The sequence below is a fragment of the Synechococcus sp. H55.11 genome, from assembly GCF_047462475.1.
Taxonomy (GTDB): domain Bacteria; phylum Cyanobacteriota; class Cyanobacteriia; order Thermostichales; family Thermostichaceae; genus Thermostichus.
Genome location: NZ_JANSJI010000261.1, coordinates 39,221 through 51,979, shown reverse-complemented (window position 1 = coordinate 51,979; position 12,759 = coordinate 39,221). Strand labels below are relative to the sequence as shown.

17 protein-coding genes are annotated in these 12,759 nt (G+C 60.9%); 8 read left to right on the top strand and 9 right to left on the bottom strand.

Going from position 1 to position 12,759, the window contains the following annotated elements; all coding sequences use genetic code 11:
* Nucleotides 1–65 precede the first annotated feature (65 nt).
* A complete protein-coding gene (locus NW853_RS10655) occupies nt 66–626 on the bottom strand; it encodes an SRPBCC family protein (RefSeq protein WP_414348994.1) in 561 nt (186 codons plus the stop codon).
* A gap of 99 nt (nt 627–725) precedes the next feature.
* Nucleotides 726–971, bottom strand: coding sequence for a hypothetical protein (locus NW853_RS10650; protein ID WP_414348993.1), 246 nt, complete (start codon nt 969–971; stop codon nt 726–728).
* Between the two features lie 154 nt (nt 972–1,125).
* On the opposite strand from NW853_RS10650, the gene NW853_RS10645 reads away from it, so the two are divergent.
* Entirely contained in the window at nt 1,126–1,215 is a 90-nt protein-coding gene (locus tag NW853_RS10645; RefSeq protein WP_011431548.1) for a cytochrome b6-f complex subunit PetN, read from the top strand.
* Between the two features lie 59 nt (nt 1,216–1,274).
* Nucleotides 1,275–1,427, top strand: coding sequence for a hypothetical protein (locus NW853_RS10640; protein WP_414332874.1), 153 nt, complete (start codon nt 1,275–1,277; stop codon nt 1,425–1,427).
* Here the strand turns inward: NW853_RS10640 and NW853_RS10635 are convergent, their stop codons facing one another.
* The 3 genes from NW853_RS10635 to NW853_RS10625 form a co-directional block, all read right to left on the bottom strand.
* Nucleotides 1,428–1,841, bottom strand: coding sequence for a DUF309 domain-containing protein (locus tag NW853_RS10635; RefSeq protein ID WP_414348992.1), 414 nt, complete (start codon nt 1,839–1,841; stop codon nt 1,428–1,430).
* Between the two features lie 4 nt (nt 1,842–1,845).
* Nucleotides 1,846–4,359, bottom strand: coding sequence for a GAF domain-containing protein (locus NW853_RS10630; protein WP_414348991.1), 2,514 nt, complete (start codon nt 4,357–4,359; stop codon nt 1,846–1,848).
* A gap of 131 nt (nt 4,360–4,490) precedes the next feature.
* Nucleotides 4,491–5,309 carry a TatD family hydrolase gene (locus NW853_RS10625; protein ID WP_414348990.1) on the bottom strand — a complete coding sequence of 273 codons (819 nt, stop codon included), beginning with the start codon at nt 5,307–5,309 and terminating at the stop codon, nt 4,491–4,493.
* 146 nt (nt 5,310–5,455) lie between these two features.
* On the opposite strand from NW853_RS10625, the gene NW853_RS10620 reads away from it, so the two are divergent.
* Entirely contained in the window at nt 5,456–6,043 is a 588-nt protein-coding gene (locus NW853_RS10620) for a thioredoxin family protein (RefSeq protein WP_414332867.1), read from the top strand.
* Here the strand turns inward: NW853_RS10620 and hisN are convergent.
* Nucleotides 6,028–6,876, bottom strand: a complete 849-nt coding sequence (hisN, locus tag NW853_RS10615) for a histidinol-phosphatase (protein WP_414336464.1) — start codon at nt 6,874–6,876, stop codon at nt 6,028–6,030. The genes NW853_RS10620 and hisN overlap by 16 nt on opposite strands.
* Before the next feature lie 22 nt (nt 6,877–6,898).
* On the opposite strand from hisN, the gene NW853_RS10610 reads away from it, so the two are divergent.
* Both NW853_RS10610 and NW853_RS10605 read left to right on the top strand, forming a co-directional pair.
* Nucleotides 6,899–7,531, top strand: coding sequence for a biotin transporter BioY (locus tag NW853_RS10610; protein WP_414348989.1), 633 nt, complete (start codon nt 6,899–6,901; stop codon nt 7,529–7,531).
* Between the two features lie 181 nt (nt 7,532–7,712).
* Entirely contained in the window at nt 7,713–8,153 is a 441-nt protein-coding gene (locus tag NW853_RS10605) for a hypothetical protein (RefSeq protein ID WP_414332861.1), read from the top strand.
* Between the two features lie 122 nt (nt 8,154–8,275).
* Here NW853_RS10605 and NW853_RS10600 read toward each other — a convergent pair whose 3' ends face one another.
* Nucleotides 8,276–8,392, bottom strand: a complete 117-nt coding sequence (locus NW853_RS10600; RefSeq protein ID WP_011431538.1) for a photosystem II reaction center protein I — start codon at nt 8,390–8,392, stop codon at nt 8,276–8,278.
* Between the two features lie 368 nt (nt 8,393–8,760).
* On the opposite strand from NW853_RS10600, the gene NW853_RS10595 reads away from it, so the two are divergent.
* Together NW853_RS10595 and hemB are read left to right on the top strand one after the other, a co-directional pair.
* On the top strand, nt 8,761–9,714 hold the full coding sequence (locus NW853_RS10595; protein ID WP_414332859.1) for a lysophospholipase: 954 nt from the start codon (nt 8,761–8,763) through the stop codon (nt 9,712–9,714).
* 28 nt (nt 9,715–9,742) lie between these two features.
* Nucleotides 9,743–10,729, top strand: a complete 987-nt coding sequence (gene hemB / locus NW853_RS10590; RefSeq protein WP_414332857.1) for a porphobilinogen synthase — start codon at nt 9,743–9,745, stop codon at nt 10,727–10,729.
* Nucleotides 10,730–10,750: 21 nt separating this feature from the next.
* On the opposite strand, the gene NW853_RS10585 is transcribed toward hemB, so the two are convergent.
* Nucleotides 10,751–11,269, bottom strand: coding sequence for a hypothetical protein (locus NW853_RS10585; RefSeq protein ID WP_414332855.1), 519 nt, complete (start codon nt 11,267–11,269; stop codon nt 10,751–10,753).
* A gap of 322 nt (nt 11,270–11,591) precedes the next feature.
* On the opposite strand from NW853_RS10585, the gene NW853_RS10580 reads away from it, so the two are divergent.
* A complete protein-coding gene (locus NW853_RS10580; RefSeq protein ID WP_414332854.1) occupies nt 11,592–12,512 on the top strand; it encodes a TIGR01777 family oxidoreductase in 921 nt (306 codons plus the stop codon).
* A 13-nt stretch (nt 12,513–12,525) separates the two neighbouring features.
* On the opposite strand, the gene NW853_RS10575 is transcribed toward NW853_RS10580, so the two are convergent.
* Nucleotides 12,526–12,759: hypothetical protein (locus NW853_RS10575; RefSeq protein ID WP_414332853.1), on the bottom strand; the 234-nt coding region annotated here is incomplete at its 5' end.

The following is a 12,759-nucleotide window of genomic DNA, read 5'->3' as shown; positions in this document are numbered from 1 at the left end:
AGAGGGGCTGGGGGTGAGGGGTTGCTCCCTTTGGGAGAGGGGCTGGGGGTGAGGGATGGCACACCCTATTGGGAACATAGACTCAGGCAGCGCTCCCGAATCGCCTGGAGGTTAAAGGCCAAGTCCCGGCGGAGGCGCCGTTCCACCAGGCCGACCGGCATGCGACGCGGCGGCTTCACCTGCAAGTGGTAGGTGAGCAAAGTTTGATGGTTTAGCCACTCGGCCAGTTCCCAAAACCCCTCGAAAAGGAGAAAATCCCCTTCCACCTCCTGGAAGCGAAGCTGGTGGGGAAAGATTTCCTCAATGGCCAGCACCACTGCCGCCGAAAAGCGGGCAAATAAAACCTTTTGGGATCCCACCTGACGTACCAGTTTGCGGCCATTCTCGCTGCCGAGGAGGCGGCTTTCCACCAAGTTGGGAATGAACTCCGCCAGATGGTCGTAATCGGTTAAAACCTGCCAAACCCACTGCCGCTCCACCGGAATAAGGACGCGGCCCTGCACATGGCGGCAGCGCTCCCCCAAGTCCTCCACCTCCACCTGGATGTCTTCGGGAACTGGGATCCCGTCTTCCGGGGCAGGGTCTAGGTGCCCTTGTTGGGGATCCTGTGGGGAGTCGGAAGGCATGGCCAGCAATCGGAGCGCGTCAGAGTTGCAGAACAAAGGAGAAGGGCCAGCAGCCCCAACCCAGGCCCAGTCCATTGTAATTGTGCATCAGATAGCGCACTAGGGGAAAAGGGCCTGGAACCAGGCGACGATCACCTGCCACACTTGATCCAGAAGAGCAAAGGGATCCCGCAGCTCTTGCAGCACCTGCCGCGGGCCAATCCTAAAGACCACGTACAACACGGCCAGGAGGATCACGATCCCCACTGCCGTCCAGATGGCTTCCCGCACCACCCGCACCCAGAAAACCAGCACAAAAATGGCGATGGCCACCGCGGCCACCAGCGGCAATGTCTCCAGTACCATCGGATCCCCCCTCGTTTGGCTCAGATGTTTTGGATTTGACCCCACTGTAGCCAGTTTGAACTGAGAATAAGGTGCTCGCAAATGCCCGCTGACAAGGGATCCCATCCCGTAAAATGGGATCACCCCGATGAGCCTTCTTTGCTTGGCTAGATCTATGGACATCATCACCTTTGGCTGGGTTGCCGTTGCTGCTTTCTTTGCCCTTTCCATTGCCTTTGTGGTCTGGGGCCGTAACGGCATGTAGCGGATCCCGCCTGGCCCTGTTGTTGCTCGAGGACTTCGTCCTGCTCTATGGAAATTGACTTGCCCTGGGTTGTCCGCCTCGCCTACGGCAGCATCTTTTTGCTCTTGACGGCTGTCACTGTGGGCGTTGGCTACATCACCTTTATCGACTGGCGGGATCGGCGGCGGCGCAGCGAGGCAGAACGGCAAGCTCGTCGCTCCAAGCGGCGGTAGCTACTGGGGTTCTGGGAGATTCCAAGAAGCCTCGCGATCGGGCCTGTCGTCAACGGTTCTCAGGACAGGAGGGGCCACCCAGGGCAAGGGATCCTCAGGCTGGAGGCAAAAGAGCTCTTGCAGGAGAATCTGGTTGGCTTCCCACAGAGCTTGCAGGTTGTAGCCGGCGTAGGTGGGCAGAAAGTCGGCCAGCTTGCGGTTGGCCTCCCCCAGCAGGATCATGCAGCCGCGGCGGTTGCCGTTTTGCAGGTGGTAGTAGGCCACGGCGGTTTGCAACAGCCCCTGGTAGAAGCGCCGCTCCGGATTCACCGCTTCCATCCACAGCGCCTCCAGAGTGTCGTGGCAGGCGTAGAATTCCCCCCGGTTGAATTGCGCAACGGCCAGTTGCAGCGCTTCTGGGTGGCAATTACTCATGGGTCTAGGCACAGTTGCGACTCAGGGGCGGCTGCTGCAGGGATCCCTGCGGCAACACCAGGGTAAAGCAGGTCTTGCCCTGGCCGCTTTCTATAGAGACGCTGCCCCCCAGCCGCTGCATCCACTGCTTAACCAAAGCCAGCCCCAGGCCGGTGCCGCCCCGCTTCCAGGGATCCCCGCTGGGGATGCGGTAGAACTTCTCAAAAATGCGCTCCCACTCGCTGCGGGGGATCTCCACCCCCTCGTTGATAACCCGAATTTGCACTTGTTCAGGGCTGAGGCGGCGCGCCGTCACCGTGATGCGGTGGTGAGGCGGGGTGTACTTGCAGGCGTTGTTGACCAGCTCCTGCACCACCCGCTCCAGACCCACCTGATCCGTCACCACCTTGCCCACCGCTGGGTCAATCTGCCACCGCAACTGTTGCTGATTGGCCTGGGCCCGCTGCACAAAGGGCTGGAGCACAGTGGGCAGCCAGGCGGCCAGGGACACTTCTTCGAGATGAAGGGGCTTGGATCCCTGCTCCAGCCGCTGCAGATCCAGCAGATCGTTGACCAATTCCGCCTCGCGCTCGCACTCCTGCTCCAGGATTTGCAAGTATTGCTCCCGTTTTTGCGGGGTGCGGGCCATTTTCAGCAGTTGGATGGCCATTTTCATGTTGGTGATGGGCGTGCGCAGCTCGTGGGAGACGGTGCTCAAGAAATCATCTTTGAGGCGGTTGAGGCGTTCCAGCTCGCTGATTTGCTGCACCGAGGCCTGGTAGAGACGGGCCTGGCGGATGGCGATGGCACAGTGATCCGCCACCTGCTGCACCACCCGCACCTCCAGCTCAGAGAAGCACTCGTCTGCCGGCTTGGCCAACCACAGATCGCCCAACACGGCCTGATCCTCCCGCAGCGGACATACCAGCAGGGTCAGCCCTTCCCGCCGCGGGATCCAGCTTTGCCCCGACAAATGGCACAGTTGCGCCGCTTGCCCCCTTTGCAGTTGCCGGTAGAGATCCGGGTAGTCGGCTAGGGTTAGAGCGATCCCGCCGGCGGGCGGCAGGGCGGCGGTGTATTCGTAGCGCACCGTGGCCTGGCCGGCTTCCGGATCGTAGAGACAGAGATCGCAGCCTTGGATGGACAGCCCCAGAGCCAACTCCTGCGCCACTGCCCGTAGGATCTGGGCTTCGTCCAGGGTGGTGCGCACCTGGTCGGTGACCCGCTGCAAGAGGGCATCCATAGCCAGAGAGCGCTGCAGGGCCGCCGTCCGCTCCTGCACCTCCTGCTCCAGACGGGCGTTGAGATCTTGCAACTGCCGGTAGAGCTGGTTTTGCGTGATCGAGAGGGCCAGGTGCACGGCAGCGCGGCTGACGAGCTCCAGCTCTGGGGCCGACCAAGCCTTGGGCTCGTCAATTTTCAGCTCCCGCCAGGCGGCAAAAGAGATCAAGGGCAGTTGTTGACGGGGATCCTCCCAACCTTCCCCTTGGGCGGGCCAGCGGTAGCCGGCCCAGTGGGTCTCTTGGCAGATGGCGCCACGAAACACGCTCAGCCAGCCCACCACCTGCTCGTTCCAAAGCAGCGGCACCGCCAGCAGCCCGCGGATGGGCGTCTGCTGCACCTGCGACCGCAGTTCTGGCCACTTCTCCAATTGCGAAAGCGACCAGGTTCTCACCCCGTCCCCTGCCGACTTGCCTCTTCCCACCTGCTCCTGCAGCCAGGCGTCGTACCCTGCCGGCGGCTGGCTCCCATAGCAGTGGAGAGTCTCCAAGCCCATGAACTGGATGCGCAGCCGCGCCCCGATCCCTTGGAGCTGGGCGGTAAGCTGCTCCAGGACGGTGCTCAGGGTGGTTTCGGGGTGAAGCGGCGAGTACACCAGCGCCGCAATTTGGTTAATCAAGCGTTCCTGCTGCGCCTTCCGCCGCGCCTGCTCCAGCAATTCCGCCTGGGCAATGGCAATCGACACCTGATCCGCCACCAACTGCACCACCTGCAGCTCCTCAGCAGAGTAGGAGCGCGGCTCGGCGTGGTGGGAGACCAAGAGCCCCCACAACTGCTGGTGATGCAGGAGGGGCACCACCAGGGAAGAGGCTACCCCCATGCACTTGAGGTAATGGGCATGGCAGGGATCCACCGGCCGCTGCGGCACTTCTCCTAGAGGCAAAGGCTGGGCCTGGGCAAAGCGGCCCAGTGGCTCCGGCTGGCTGAGGGAGCGGGTCTGGCCCTCCACATCCACGATGACCCGCACCTGGGCCAGGCGAAACAGGTGCCGCGCTTGCTCAGGAATATCCCCCGCCGGAAAAGACAAACCCAGGAGAGAGGGCAGCCGCTCAGCTTGTCGAGCTTCCGCCACCACCGTTCCATGACCTTCCGGGTCGAAGCGGTACACCTTGACCCGATCCGTGCCCAAAAAGGCGCGCACCTCCTCCACCGTTGCCCTCAGGATCTGATCCAGCTCCAGGGATTGCCGGATCTGGTGGGTAATGCGGTTGATGAGGGCATCCCGGCTGGTGCAGGCCGCAGGGGCCAAGTTCTCCATAGCCATCTCTACATAAGGAAGCGCAGAAGTATTGAAAGCTACACTCCCTCTTTCACGATAACGCCCCCTGCCGGGAAGTTACAGAGCCGCAAGGGAAAAGCTTAAGGAATTCAAAAGTTCTCCACTCTCCTTCACAAAGGAAGCTGGGGCAGGCGGAAGAGGCGGGCGGCATTTTGGCTGGTCTGTTGGGCCAGGTCTTCCAAGGGGATCCGCAACAGCTCCGCCAGGGTTTGGGCCACCCGCTGCACATGGGCTGGCTCGTTGCGCTTGCCGCGGAAAGGGGTGGGGGCCAAAAAAGGGCAATCGGTTTCCACCAAAAGCTGGGACAAGGGCACCTCCAAGGCCGACCGGCGCACGGTCTCGGCGTTCTTGAAGGTCACGATGCCGCTAAAGCTGATGAAGCAGCCCATCTCCACAAACAGCCGCGTCTCCTCCGGGGATCCGCTCCAGCAGTGCATCACCACCCGCAGCGGCCCCCCTGTGGCCAGGGCCTCTTGGAGAATCTCATAGGTGGCTGCTGCCGCCTCGCGGCAATGGACGATCAGGGCCAAATCCTGCTCCTGGGCAATGGCAATGTGGGCGCGGAAGGATTCTTGTTGCCGCTCGATGTCCGCCGGGTCGGATTTGTAAAAATCTAAGCCCGTCTCCCCGACGGCCACCACCCGCGTGTCGCTGGCGGCCAACTGGGCGATCTTTTCGGCCAGATCCGGCTGCCACTGGCGCGCCTCCAAAGGATGCAGCCCCACCGACAAGAAGACTTCGGCGTACTGGTCGGCAATGGCCTGCAACTGGGGAAACTCTGCTGGCGTTACACAGGAGTGCACCAGTTGCCGGATCCCGGCCTGGCGCCAGCGCTCGGCCACCTGCGGTAGATCGTCTGTAAAGTCGGGATAGTTCAAGTGGACGTGGGTGTCCACCAGAGGGGCAGCGGGCAAGACGGCGGTGCTCAAGGCTCAGCTCCCGAACAAAATAGTGTTGCAGACTCTATCCAATTGTAAAAGCGGTTCCCGGCTGGTTTGGAGCGCAGGGATCCCGTTCCGCCCATTCCTATGGGAGCATGAGGATGATCCAGAAAGTTCACAGTTGGAGGCTTGCTATGGCCCGTACTCCCTCGACCATGCTGCCTTTGGGCACCCCGGCCCCTGACTTCAGCCTGCCGGATGTGGTGAGCGGCCAAACCATTTCCCTCTCTACTTTTGCCGACAAGCCCGCTTTGCTGGTGATGTTCATCTGCCAGCACTGCCCCTATGTGAAGCACGTGCAAGAAGAGCTGGCCCGCATTGGCAGAGATTACAAGGATCGCGGCGTCGGCATTGTAGCCATCAGCGCCAACGATGTGGAGAAATACCCCGACGACAGCCCCGAGAACTTGAAGAAGATGGCCGAGACCTTGGGCTTTACCTTTCCCTTCTGCTACGACGAAAGCCAAGAAGTGGCCAAAGCCTTTAGCGCTGCCTGCACCCCCGACTTTTTCCTGTTCGATGCGGAGCGCAAGCTGGTCTACCGCGGCCAACTGGACGACAGCCGCCCCAGCCTGACGGATGTGCCGGTGACGGGCAAAGACTTGCGGGCGGCGCTGGATAACCTGCTGGCGGGCAAGCCCATCGATCCTGACCAAAAGCCCAGCCTCGGCTGCAACATCAAGTGGAAGCCCGGCAATGAGCCTGCTTATTTTGGTGGGTAGCTCCCGTTTTTTTGAATTGCGGCCAGGGCCTGGCGATGCAAGCTGGGGTTGGCCGCCGCCAGCACTTCTCCCCTAGAGGTGCGGGTTAGGGGCTCCCCCGACCAATCAGTAATCACGCCGCCGGATCCCTCGATCACCGGCACAAGGGCGGCAAAATCGTAGAGGGCGAGGCCACACTCCAGCACCAGATCCACACAGCCGCTGGCCAACAGGCCGTACTGGTAGCCGTCGCCGCCATAGGAGGTGATGTGTACTGCTCGACTGAGCTGCTGGAAACGCCGTTGTTGGTCGGGGTGGGCGAACAAATCGGGGGTGGTACAGCTCAAGTAGGCGCGGCTGAGGTCGCTGTTGGTTTTGGTCTGGGCGGGTCGTCGGCAAGAGGGAGTAATCCACTGGGTGGGTTCTCCCTGCACCCCCAGCCAGCGCTCGCGCAACACCGGTTGATCGATGATGCCCAGAACGGGGCGATCCTCTTCCAAGAGGGCGATCAGGGTGGCAAAGGTGGGCTTGCCGGTGGAAAAGGCAATGGTGCCATCCAAGGGATCCAGAACCCAGGTGTAAGGGGATCCCGTCTGGTGAAAGCCAAACTCCTCGCCAAGGATGCTGTGTTGCGGCACCTGGGCCATGAGCAAAGCCCGCATCGCCTGTTCTGCCTCCCGGTCGGCCACCGTCACAATGGGGGAGCGGGCTTCTTTGTATTCCGCTTGCAGCTCTCCGCGAAACAAGGGGCGGATCACTGCTCCGGCAGCATCGGCCAGGGCCTGTGCCAGTTCAATCCATTCTGTTTTGACCACCTTTTGCCCACCGCACCTGCGCGTTTCCTCTTTTAGCATAAGGAAAGATTTCTCCCCGGTTATGCGGTCTGGCCTGCTTTTGACTCCTCTGGAATGGCTCTGGACGGCGATTGGGGTGATCCTGACCATTTTGGGCACCCTGACCCATCTGAGTTTTCCGTCGGAGCTGCCTGGGCTGGGGGGATATAGCTTCTCGCTGCAAATCGGGGGCGTGCTGCTGACGGCTTGTTTGGCGGGGCCGGTGGCGGCGGTGTGCGCCCAGATCGTCTACTTGGGGCTGGGGCTGGCGGGGTTGCAGGTGTTTGCCCAGGGGGGAGGGTGGCAGTACCTGCACCAGCCCACCTTTGGCTACTTGTTGGGTTTTTTGCCGGCTGCCTGGGCCTGCGGGACGATTGCGTTTCGGCAACGGGATCCCCATTCGCTTCCTTCTTCCTCTGTCCGCCAACGCACTGCCGCTGTCAAGAGGCTGGCAGCCCCCCCGGTGGGCCTCCAGGAGCTGGGATCCGGCAGCTTGGTGGCTTTGGCCTTGATTCACCTGACCGGGATTGTCTATCTTTTGGCCACGCAACCCTGGAACCAGGAGTTGCTGAGGTTGATCAGGCTTTACTCAGGCTATACCCTGCCGGGACAGCTCATTGTGGCCAGCTTTGCCGCGGTGATGGCGGTGCTGCTGCGGCGCTTACTGCTGCTCTGAAGCAGGGGAGCCAACTGTGCACAAAAGCCCATGCAGATTTGGGTGGAAGCGCATCTTTCCCCAGGCTACGGCAACAGAAAGTAGCCTAGAGTGGTGCTGCTCCCAACGGCAATTCCTGAGGCGGGTAGATGCTTATCCAACCGGCGAGGATCGATCAGATTTTTGTGAGGAGAACAGAGGAATGCAACGGACTGCTCTGACCCTTTTGGCCACTGGCCTTTTGGCGACTGGGCTGGCTGCCTGTGGAGATGGCGGCAGCTCCGGGGGCACGATCATCACTCCCCCCCAAAGCCCAACGGTTTCGTTGATCAATGCGCCCACTTCTGTGCGGGTGGGCACCTCCACACCGGCTTTTACGGTGCAGGTGAGTGTGCCCGGCGGCGCCCGCCCAACGCAATTTGTTGAGCTGGAAACGTTTAACCCCAATGGCGTGCGCGTGCAGCGGGAGTTCTTCAGCCCGCAACAGGCTAACTGCGCTCCCGGAGCCACCTTTTGTAGCTTCATCACCGACTTCCGCGTCGCCGCCGGGGATCCTGTGGGCGTTTGGCAGTTCCGGATCACCGCCTATGACCAGCAAAACCGCTCCGGCTCCCAAACGCTGCTGATTACCGCCTTCCAGTAAACAATTCCGGCTGCCAGGTTGGGTTGGGAACTTTATGAATCTGAGGGGGAATGCCCAATACCGAGCACCCCCCTCAGGAGATGGCTATTTTATTTTCGCAGCTCGCAAGCTGCCCGGATCCCTCACTCCATGTCCCGCCGGTTGGGGTTACGGGCGGGGTCGTTGCTCAAAAAGCCAAACACAAAAAGCCCAACAAAAAAGATGACAACCGCGTAAACAGAGATTTTCAGTAACAGCATAGTTTCAGCAACCTGTTTCCGACTGAATGAACCGAGGAAGCGATAAGGCAATGGTAAGGCAAGGGCAAATAGCCACAGCGACGGGATCCCGTCCAACCTGAGGCTTTGCAAAACTTCTTCACAACATCATACCTCCCGGCGGTTCCCTTTCCCGCCATTGGCCCCGCTTTGCCCCGAAAGATCCTCCCATTACGCCCCCGCCAAAGGCCACGCAGCCTGGCCTGACAGGGATCCCCGGCAAGAGCAAAGATTGTTAAGAAATATTTGAGACTGGAAAGAAAGATTGCGGCGCCTGTGGGCGACCGGAATATAGAAGGATAAGGTCTGCGGCTTTGCCAGGTCTTGCCGGATGTGTATTGGATTTAACCATGCCTTCTGATCGGTTGGGCAACTTAGGAGCTCTGGATGGGGGTCAGCCGCAACCTTCGCCGGGGATCTGTCGATCTCAGGAGGTGTTGCTGGCGGACGGGATGCCGGCCTTTTTGCGCCACTGGCCGCAGGGATCCCCTTGTGGGCGGGTGTTGCTGTTGCACGGCAAGGGGGATCACGGCGGCGGGTTTGAACCCTTGGCGGAGGAATTAGCTGCCCAGGGATGGGAGGTTTTGGCCCCGGATATGCGGGGATTTGGCCGCTCCGGCGGCATCCGCTGCTGGATCGACCGCTTCGGCCAATACCAGGCGGATCTGGAGGAGATCACTCAGCAGGTCTGGCCGCAGAAGAGGATCCCGCAGATCTGGTGTGGGTACAGCGCGGGGGCCAATTGGGTTACGGAATATGCCCTTGCCCATCCTGAGCAGGTGCAGGGCTTGATCTTGATCTCTCCGGCCTTCCGCATCGACCACTATTTCACCCCCTTGACCTACGCCCTTCTGCAGGTGTTGGACAGGGTTGTTCCCCAGTTGGCCTTGACCGGCCTTTACGATCCGGCACGGGTGACTTCCTTGCCAGCGCAGCAGGCCGCCTTTGCGGCAGATCCCTATGTGTGTGGGGTAACGCGGGCCAGATTTACAGCCGAACTGGTGCGCAGCGGGCGGCGCTGCCTCGAGCAAGCCCATCGGCTGGAGCTGCCGGTTTTGCTGCTTTACACCTCTGCCGACATTGTCGTCAATCCTGCCGGCGCTGTGGATTTTGCCTGTCGGCTCCCCAACGGTGAGATCCACGATTTTCCCCAATCGCGCCACGACCTTTTGCACGACTGCCAAGCCGAAGCTGTCAAGGAGACTCTCCGCTGCTGGCTGGCCCGCCATTTCCCCCCTTGCCCTGGCTATCGCCTCTCTCCCCCGACGAGCACCTCGGCCCCCGCCGACCTCATGGCAAAATAGAGACGCCCTCTTTTTCTTTGCTGCTCTCATGAGCCAAGACTTGATCTACCGTCCCCGTCGGCTGCGGCGCACCGAAGCCCTGCGCCAGATGGTTCAGGAAACCCACCTGCGGGTGCAGGATTTGATCTATCCCCTGTTTGTCATGGAAGGGGAGAACCAGCGGCAGGAAGTAGAGTCGATGCCCGGCTGCTACCGCTACACCCTGGATCTGCTCCTCAAGGAGGTGGAGGAAGCAGCCAACTTGGGGATCCCGGCGGTGGCTTTGTTCCCGGTGGTGCCGGAAGAGAAAAAGGATCCCACCGGGCGGGAGTGCTTCAACCCGGAAGGCTTGATCCAGCGGGCGGTGCGGCGGATCAAGCAGGAGATCCCCCAGATCTTGGTGGTGACGGATGTGGCTCTGGATCCCTACAACAGCGACGGCCACGATGGCATTGTGCGGGACGGGGTGATCCTCAACGATGAGACGGTAGAAGTTCTGATTAAGCAGGCTCTCTCCCAGGCGGAAGCGGGAACCGATATCGTGGCCCCCTCCGACATGATGGACGGCCGTGTCGGCGCCATTCGGGAGGCTCTGGATAGCCAAGGCTACACCGACGTAGCCATTCTGGCCTACTCCGCCAAATATGCCTCTGCCTTCTACGGCCCTTTTCGCGATGCCCTGGGATCCGCGCCCAAGTCGGGAGACAAAAAAACCTATCAAATGGATCCCGCCAACGCCCGCGAAGCCATTAAAGAGGTGGAGCTGGACGAAGCCGAGGGGGCAGACATGGTGATGGTAAAGCCGGCCTTGGCCTACTTAGACATCATCTATCGGGTCAAGGAAGCAACGGATCTGCCCGTGGCCGCCTACAACGTCAGCGGCGAGTACGCCATGATCAAGGCTGCCGAACAAAAGGGCTGGATCGACGGCAAAAAAGTGATGATGGAATCGCTCTTGGCCATGAAGCGGGCCGGTGCCGACATCATCCTCACCTACTTTGCCAAAGAGGTGGCCTTGCTTCTCAAACAATCCTAGGTAATTCTAGCCAGCGGCAGTCTATGGCCTGGCAGGCGGCTGACGGAACTGCCCGATCCAGGAAGGAGGGATGTTCTTCTCCTCGTCGGCTACCAAAGTACTGGGATCCACCAAGCGCACCTGAATTTGATTGGGCGGCACCCGATTCAGACGTTCCTTGATCAGGGCCTCTCGTTGCAAGGGATCCATGCCGCGATCCACCCCCTCCTGCAGCCGAGAAATCCGGTTGGACAAGACCTCGATGTGCTGCTCCAGAACTTGGAGCCGATGGTGCTGGGCCAACTGCACCGGCAAGAGGCGACACAAACCACTGAGGGCAGCCGCCGTAAACAAGACATTCACCCCGATGTGGCAGGCCACCTCCCAGGCTTGCGGCTCGTGGGCAGGCCGGCGGGAGCGAGTCGAGGAGCGGGCAACCGGGAGAGCGGCGGGATCCCCTTGCCCACTTGCCCGAACCAGGGATCCCTGCGAGCGATGGGCTCGTGGAGCAACGGAGATGTCTAGCTGCGATCCAGCAACCTGCTCTACGCGCACAGACATGCGGCCAGCCGGAGTACGGGAGGAAGACTGAGGTGCCACGGGTGAAGGGAAGAAAATAGGGGGACGATGAGCCGCCTCTGCTGCCAAGAAGCGCAGCTAGGGCTTATTGAAGCCGATTTTCCCCGCTGTGTCAGGCTTTGTCCCAAAACATTTTCGCTTTCGGACGCTGCCACTTGGCCAAGCTCGGCAAACCGATTACGGGATCCCAAGCCATCGCCAACGTCGGCAAGAAAACGCGCTAGGCTAGAGGTTCCCCTTGTCAAAAGGCCCCGCACCGATCCAAGGACGAGGGCAGTTATGTAGAGGTCAGTCGGATCCCCATATGCGCATTGTCATCACGGGTGGGAGTGGTTTTATCGGGCGTCGCTTGGTGGCCCGTCTGCTGGAGCAAGGGGATCAGGTTTTGGTCTTGAGCCGCCGCCCCGACCAGGCCCGCCGCCTGTTGGGGGAATCCCCCAACCTCAAGCTGCTGCCCTACGATCCCTATCAACCGCAAACCTGGGCCACCGCCCTGGAAGGGTACGAGGGCATTGTCAACTTGGCCGGAGAGCCTTTGGCCTCTTCTCGCTGGACAGAAGCCAAGAAAAAAGAAATCCGCCGCAGCCGCGTGGAGACCACTCAAGCCCTTGTCCAAGCCCTCGCCTCCCTCGACCAGAAGCCCCAGGTGATGATCAGCAGCTCGGCGGTGGGCTACTACGGCTCCCACCCGCAGGGAGAGCCCCTGACAGAGGCGGATCCCCCGGCCCAAGATTTTCTGGCAGAAGTCTGTCAAGCCTGGGAAGCTGCCGCCCGGCCCGCTGAGGAATTGGGGATCCGCCTGGCCATCGTGCGCACAGGGATTGTGTTGGGGCCAGATGGAGGAGCACTGGCACAGATGTTGGCCCCCTTCCAGTTCTTCATCGGCGGAACGATCGGCTCCGGCAAACAATGGCTCTCCTGGATCCACCGCGAGGATTGGGTGAGTTTGGTCTGCTTCCTCCTACAACAGGGATCCGGGGTGTTCAACGCCACCGCTCCCAACCCGGTGCAAATGGAGGAGTTTTGCCGCACCTTGGGCCAGGTCTTGGGTCGCCCCTCCTGGTTGCCCGTGCCGGAGCTGGCTCTGGAACTGCTGTTGGGCGAGGCAGCTCAAGTGGTGCTGACAGGGCAAAAAGTGATCCCTCAAGCGGCTTTGCAGATGGGCTTTACCTTCCAATACCCACAGTTGAAAGAGGCACTGCGACAGATTCTCCTCCCCCCTTGACCAAGACCGGCGCTTACTCTTCGGTGAAATCGGCCTCCACCACCCCTGAAGCAGCACCAGGCTCAGGGCTGGCAGCCACCGCTTGCGCCGGAACCGCCTGGGGCACCTGCACGATCTGGGGTGTGAAGATGAACAGGTTGTACACCGTGTTGCGGCGGATGTTGTCCATCATCTCCAAGAACAGCTCGTAGCCCTCGTTCTTATACTCGATCAGAGGATCCTTCTGGCCATAGCCGCGCAGGCCCAC

Coding starts and splice junctions, on each gene's coding strand:
- NW853_RS10655 (WP_414348994.1), bottom strand. CDS start 626: ATGCCTTCCGACTCCCCACAGGATCCCCAACAAGGGCACCTAGACCCT.
- NW853_RS10650 (WP_414348993.1), bottom strand. CDS start 971: ATGGTACTGGAGACATTGCCGCTGGTGGCCGCGGTGGCCATCGCCATT.
- NW853_RS10645 (WP_011431548.1), top strand. CDS start 1,126: ATGGACATCATCACCTTTGGCTGGGTTGCCGTTGCTGCTTTCTTTGCC.
- NW853_RS10635 (WP_414348992.1), bottom strand. CDS start 1,841: ATGAGTAATTGCCACCCAGAAGCGCTGCAACTGGCCGTTGCGCAATTC.
- NW853_RS10630 (WP_414348991.1), bottom strand. CDS start 4,359: ATGGAGAACTTGGCCCCTGCGGCCTGCACCAGCCGGGATGCCCTCATC.
- NW853_RS10620 (WP_414332867.1), top strand. CDS start 5,456: ATGGCCCGTACTCCCTCGACCATGCTGCCTTTGGGCACCCCGGCCCCT.
- hisN (WP_414336464.1), bottom strand. CDS start 6,876: ATGCTAAAAGAGGAAACGCGCAGGTGCGGTGGGCAAAAGGTGGTCAAA.
- NW853_RS10610 (WP_414348989.1), top strand. CDS start 6,899: ATGCGGTCTGGCCTGCTTTTGACTCCTCTGGAATGGCTCTGGACGGCG.
- NW853_RS10605 (WP_414332861.1), top strand. CDS start 7,713: ATGCAACGGACTGCTCTGACCCTTTTGGCCACTGGCCTTTTGGCGACT.
- NW853_RS10600 (WP_011431538.1), bottom strand. CDS start 8,392: ATGCTGTTACTGAAAATCTCTGTTTACGCGGTTGTCATCTTTTTTGTT.
- NW853_RS10595 (WP_414332859.1), top strand. CDS start 8,761: ATGCCTTCTGATCGGTTGGGCAACTTAGGAGCTCTGGATGGGGGTCAG.
- hemB (WP_414332857.1), top strand. CDS start 9,743: ATGAGCCAAGACTTGATCTACCGTCCCCGTCGGCTGCGGCGCACCGAA.
- NW853_RS10585 (WP_414332855.1), bottom strand. CDS start 11,269: ATGTCTGTGCGCGTAGAGCAGGTTGCTGGATCGCAGCTAGACATCTCC.
- NW853_RS10580 (WP_414332854.1), top strand. CDS start 11,592: ATGCGCATTGTCATCACGGGTGGGAGTGGTTTTATCGGGCGTCGCTTG.